The sequence below is a fragment of the Synechococcus sp. W60.3 genome, assembly GCF_047502615.1.
In the GTDB taxonomy this organism is placed as follows: Bacteria; Cyanobacteriota; Cyanobacteriia; order Thermostichales; family Thermostichaceae; genus Thermostichus.
Window position 1 is genome coordinate 1 of sequence record NZ_JANSHJ010000054.1, and the last position, 5,681, is coordinate 5,681.

At 58.6% G+C, this 5,681-nt stretch carries 5 protein-coding genes; 4 read left to right on the plus strand and 1 reads right to left on the minus strand.

Annotated elements, in window-relative coordinates:
• Positions 1-18: 18 nt before the first annotated feature.
• From NW846_RS12120 to NW846_RS12130, 3 genes are all read left to right on the plus strand, one after another.
• On the plus strand, positions 19-372 hold the full coding sequence (locus NW846_RS12120; protein WP_083759161.1) for a HEPN domain-containing protein: 354 nt from the start codon (positions 19-21) through the stop codon (positions 370-372).
• The gene (locus NW846_RS12125) at positions 353-3,166 is read left to right on the plus strand and encodes a BPTD_3080 family restriction endonuclease (protein ID WP_414348373.1); all 2,814 of its coding nucleotides are present in this window, start codon (positions 353-355) and stop codon (positions 3,164-3,166) included. The genes NW846_RS12120 and NW846_RS12125 overlap by 20 nt, the downstream gene beginning before the upstream one ends.
• Positions 3,167-3,515: 349 nt before the next feature.
• Positions 3,516-4,148 carry a 4Fe-4S single cluster domain-containing protein gene (locus tag NW846_RS12130; RefSeq protein WP_414348371.1) on the plus strand — a complete coding sequence of 211 codons (633 nt, stop codon included), beginning with the start codon at positions 3,516-3,518 and terminating at the stop codon, positions 4,146-4,148.
• A gap of 19 nt (positions 4,149-4,167) precedes the next feature.
• Here NW846_RS12130 and NW846_RS12135 read toward each other — a convergent pair whose 3' ends face one another.
• Entirely contained in the window at positions 4,168-4,443 is a 276-nt protein-coding gene (locus NW846_RS12135) for a hypothetical protein (protein ID WP_414516138.1), read from the minus strand.
• A 248-nt stretch (positions 4,444-4,691) separates the two neighbouring features.
• Here NW846_RS12135 and NW846_RS12140 point away from each other — a divergent pair, with 248 nt between their 5' ends.
• Positions 4,692-5,495: a prohibitin family protein gene (locus tag NW846_RS12140; RefSeq protein WP_414413669.1), complete on the plus strand. Its 804-nt coding sequence runs from the start codon at positions 4,692-4,694 to the stop codon at positions 5,493-5,495.
• Positions 5,496-5,681 lie beyond the last annotated feature (186 nt).

A 5,681-nucleotide genomic window follows, 5' to 3' on the forward strand; every position in this document is an offset into this window, starting at 1 on the left:
TTCTCTCCTTCCTCTTGAATACCTGTACCCTATTTTAAATTAAAAGGCTGTACTTATTTCCACGCCCAGCAGGCGGTGGAGAAATCGCTCAAGGCGGTCTTGTTCCTGCAACAGATCGAGTTCGAGCGCACACACGATCTGGTCAAGCTGGCGCGCCTGTTAGCGAATCGCGGCGTGACGCTGCCAGTCACGGAAAGCCAACTGCGCCGGCTGAACCCTTTTGCCGTCGCCTTCCGCTACGACGATTTGGAAATCACGCTCGCCTCTGACGATGATCTGACGAGCGTGGTTGCCCGGATGTGCCACTGGGCGAAGGAACAGATCAGCGCAGCAACAGAATGCGAGGAAAGCGATGGCCCGGACTACCATTGACCGCTTGATCATCAACTCTCCCTACGAGGAGCCGAAGAAGCACTGGCGCTACGATCGCGAGACGCGTACGTTCGAACTGGTTGAAGGGCGGCGGCCAGCGGGTTACGTGGTAGCGACTCCCGGTTCCAAATCTTTCGACGATCCGGGCATCTTCGTTGAAATCCCGCTTGTCAACCAGATCCGCCCGCGCGTCAAAGCCTGGCTCGAGGCAGGCTATCCCGGGATCACCAGCATCACCAGGCGGCTCTTGGCGCACTGGCATGACCCGGAGGAGTTCGACAGACGTCGCTTTTTCTTCTGTCAATTGGAAGCCGTCGAGACGCTCATTTGGCTGACCGAGGCGCCTGCTGCCGAGCGGGTGGGCATTGAGATCCCGGGAGACGGCGGGGACTTTGATCGGCGGTGCTGCAAGATGGCCACCGGCACGGGCAAGACCATCGTCATGGCGATGGTGATTGCCTGGCACATCCTTAACAAAGTGGCCAACCCCCAAGATGCCCGCTTTTCGAAGAACGTGCTGGTCGTTGCCCCCGGTCTGACGGTCAAGAAACGGCTGGCGGTGCTGGAGCCCGCGGGCGCCGGTAACTATTACGAAGCGTTCGACATTGTGCCGTCCACGCTGCTCGACAAGCTGCGGCAGGGGCGGGTGCTGGTCCGCAACTGGCATGCCCTGGCCTGGGAGAGCGAAGAGCAGATCAAAAAGCGGAAGAGCGTGGACAAACGCGGCGCGAAGAGCGATGAAGCCTATACGCGCGAGGTGCTGGGCGAGATGGCCAACGCGCACAACCTGCTGGTCATCAACGACGAGGCGCACCACGCCTGGCGCGTCAACTGGGAAGCCGAAGGCAAGTACCTGCGCCAGCGTGATTTAAAAGACAGCGCCCAAGAAGCGACGGTGTGGGTTGGAGGCCTGGATCGGCTGCACCGTTCGCGCGGCATTCTCACCTGTTACGACTTCTCCGCCACCCCCTTCGCGCCCTCGGGAAAGAAGAGCAGTGAAGAGGCGCTCTTTGGCTGGATCGTCAGCGACTTCGGGCTGAACGACGCCATCGAATCGGGGCTGGTCAAGACCCCGCGCGTTGTAGTGCGTGACGACGCTGTGCCCAATGCCAAAACCTACAAGTCCCGTCTATACCACATCTACAACGACCCGGAGGTGAAAGACGACCTCAACCGACGCGCCAATCCCGAAGAGCTGCTGCCGGATCTGGTGCTGAACGCCTACTACCTGCTGGGCTACGACTGGCGGGAGACGTGGAAGGCCTGGAAAGCAGCCGACCTGCCCACGCCGCCTGTGATGATCACTGTCTGTAACCGCACTGAGACGGCAGCGCGGGTCAAGCACGCCTTCGAATCACGGCGCATTCCCATTGACGAGCTGTGTAACTCGGAGGGAATCTTGCACATCGACTCGAAGGTGCTAGAAGAGGCTGAGGCAAAGGAAGAGTCCACTGCAGTGGTGGAAGCTTCAGACGAGGCCGATGATGGAGAAGAGGAGGACGTACCGGTCGAATGCCGGCTGACCAAAGCAGAGCAGGCGGAACGTTTGCGAAAGATCGTAGATACGGTGGGCCAGGTGGGGCAGCCCGGCGAGAAAATCCAGAACGTCATTTCCGTTGGGATGCTCAGTGAGGGCTGGGATGCCAAGACGGTGACGCACATTATGGGGCTGCGGGCCTTCACTTCCCAACTTCTGTGCGAGCAGGTCGTGGGCCGGGGCCTGCGCCGCACATCCTACGAGATCAACCCACAAACGGGGCTGCTTGAGCCCGAATACGTCAATATCTTCGGCGTGCCTTTTACTTTCTTGCCGCACGAGGATAGCGGAGATGGCCCGCCGCCCCCGCCAACGCCCAAGACCGCCGTAGAACCGGACCCGGCCAAAGCGGAGTTTGAGATCCGCTGGCCGAATGTGGTGCGCATCGAGCGCTTACTTCAGCCAACGTTGACTCTCGATTGGTCAAAGGTGCAGCCATTGGAACTAGACGCGGCTCAGACGCCGCAAGTGGCAGAACTGGCACCAATTCTCGAAGGCAAGCCCGACGTAAACCAGATCAGCCGTATCGAACTGGAGAAGTTGGCGCGAGAGTTTCGCACGCAGCGCATCATCTTCGAAACTGCCCGCAATGTGTTCGATCAGGTAAGGCAAAGCTGGAGAGGCAGTCGCGAAATCTTGCTGGCGCAGTTGGTGCGGATTGTCGAGCAGTTCATTCGCTCTGACCGGATTTTGATCTCCCCACCTCTTTTTTATCAGGACGAACTGCGCCGTCGGCTGATCATCACCCTCAACCTGTCACGAGTTGTGCAACATGTCTGCGAGGCGGTGCGGCAGGAGAACACTGAGAAACTTGTGCCAGTCTTCGATCGCGACCACCCGATCCGCTCGACGGGCCAAATGCGCACCTGGTACACCAGCAAACCTTGTGAACGCACGCGCAAGTCGCACATCAACGTCTGCGTCTACGACAGCACGTGGGAGGCGTCGGATGCTTTCGTATTGGACAATAGCAGTGCCGTGAGCGCCTGGGCGAAGAACGACCATCTGGGCTTCGAAGTCCTGTACCTGTATCGCGGCGTGGTGCGGAAGTATCGGCCAGATTTTCTTGTGCGCCTGGCCAACGGCGACATGCTCATTCTGGAAACAAAGGGACAGGACACCGAACTAGACCGGGTGAAGCGGCGCTATCTGGACGAGTGGGTGCAAGCCGTCAATGCCCATGGCGCGTTCGGTCGCTGGCGGTGGAAGGTGGCACGTTACCCGGGCGAGATACGAGACACTTTGCTGCAAAGCTAGGAGCAGCAGGGCTCATGGTGGAGTACCGGATCCCGAAAAGTCTGCCCGGGGCTCCTGGCTTCATCTGAAGGCGGGGGATACCCCACCGTCTATACCGTGGGGAGGGATAGCGCCTAGCGCGATGATCAGCTAGAATCTTTCTTTTCCACCAGCAGCCTACCTGACTAACGAAATGGTTGCTTCGTCGATCCCTAACTCCCCTCTCCCAGAGGGAGAGGGGTTGGGGGCGTCAGCGGCGCGGAGCGCTTTGGAGACATCTCCATTAATTTGACTATAAGATTACAGCTTTCGCGTTCGGCTTCTCACTAGGCTAAGAGTAGTCTCAAAGCCGTTTTGCAGCAGGTGACCCATGTCCAAGGCAAAGATAGCGCTGGACTTTCAGGCGCGGATCCCGAGAGGCTATCTTAACCTGATGGGCTATGTAGACGAGTCGGAAGTCAATGGGCCGGGCCGGCGCGCTGTGGTCTGGGTGCAGGGCTGCCTGCGAGAGTGCCCGGGCTGCTTCAACCCTACTTCTTGGCCGTTTGAGGTCAACCAACTGGTGAAGATCACCGACCTGGCCGAGCAAATCCTCAGCAACCCCAGAAACGAGGGGGTGACCTTCTCGGGAGGGGAGCCCTTCTGGCAGGCTCCTGCCCTGGCCAGCTTGGCGCGGCTCCTGAAAGCGAAAGGGCTGACGGTGATGGCCTTCAGTGGATTCACGCTGGAAGAGTTGCGATCCCCCCAGGCTCCTCCCGGCGCCCAGGAGCTGCTGCAAGAGCTGGATATTTTGGTGGACGGGCCCTACCTGCAATCCCAGGCCATTCACTCCCCCCACTCGCTGGTCTCTTCCCGCAACCAGCGGGTGCACGTCTTCAACCCCGCCTTGCAAAACCAGCTTAATTGGGCCAGTGACCAGGTGGAAATTCATATCCTCAAAGATGGAACCCGCATCGTTACCGGCTACGGCAGCCAGTTTCTCCTCGACGAGGCAGGCTCTTGAACTGCAGTGATCCTTTATCCTACACCTGCAGCGGTTCCCTGAGACAAGCGGGCAGTTGCCAGCACATCTCCAGCCAGTTTTTTAGCTCTTCCGGTTGGCCCATGAGGCTCATTTCCACCAGCAGAATGGCGGCTCGGTCGGCGGCTCCTTTGGATCCCAGCCGAATCAGGGCAGACAGGCTTTCTTCCCGCCAGCAGACGGATACCCCCTGCCGGATTAGAGCCCGGGCTGCCAGGGCAATGCAGGAGGGTGGCACCTGGATATCTCGCCGCTCGTAATCGACAGTAGGCAGCATGAACGGCAACCCAAATCTTTATTATGTTTTAATCTTCTTCCCTTTTCGCTTGTCTGTCACGAGTCTTTGCAAAGTATGAAGTAATCTTTTGTAAACTTTGTAGAGAACTCGACATCGTTGAGAACAGTGGGCGAGCAAGCGCGGGATCTCTCGCGGGATCCCTGGAGAAAACTTAAAAGATAGCGGCGATTTCTCGGCCTCATTTCCCCACAGCCGCGAGAATGGCTGCATGCGCAGGAGATGGGGAGATGCGAGCAGAAGGTTGGGAAAGGCGAGTTGGTCGCTGGTTGCCCAAGGCCACCCTTGCCGGAGCCGTATTGATCCTAGTGGCGATGGGCAGGCCGCTGCGACTGGTGGGCAATGGAGAAAATATGGTGGTGTTCACCTGGGGAGGGGGGGTGAGCCCGATGGCTTTGCAGCCTGGTCTCCATTGGGTGCCGCCCTTTGTCTCGCGCACGGTTACCTTCGATGTGAAAACCCAAGCTCTGACCTGGAAAGACAACGACCCGACCGCCTACGCACCGCGGCTGGTGGCCCTTTCTCAGGATGGGCAGCAGATTGCGGCTGAGGCGACGCTGCAGTTTCGCATTGTGGACGCCCCCAAGGTCTATACGCAACTGGGGGAAAATTACCTGGATCGCATCGCCCCCATCGTCCGGTCGGTCATTCTGAATGAGACCAGCGGCTTTTCCGCCCAGGCTCTGTATTCCACGGAGCGCCCGCTGCTGCAAGGACAAATTCGGGAACGGGTGGCTCTTCTGCTGAAGGAATACGGCATCGAGGTTTTGGATTTTCTGCTGCGGGATGTGGATTTCGATCCTGATTTCGTAGCGGCCATTGAGGCAAAAACCATTGCCGAAAATCAACTGGCGCAAAAGCAATTTGAGATCGAGCAGGCCCGCCAAGATGCCCGCGCCATCATTTCTCAAGCGGAGGCAGAAGCCGGTCAATTGAGAGCCAAAGCACAGGCCCTCACCCAAAATCCGCAGTACCTAGAGGTGGTCAAAGCCGCGGTACTGGGATCCCGTCTGGAAACTTTGATCACCAAATAACTCAACAGGAAATCAATCCTTTTAGCCTGTCCCCAATTTCCTCAGCTCTTCTCACCGACCCTAAAACGGGAGCAGCCGCCATGTATCCAACAGGAGAAGCACCCCACAGCAGAGCCGGTTGGCTGACCGCGGGAGGGATCGCCGTCTTGGCGGCCCTGGGAGTGCTCCGCGCTTGCCTGTACGTCA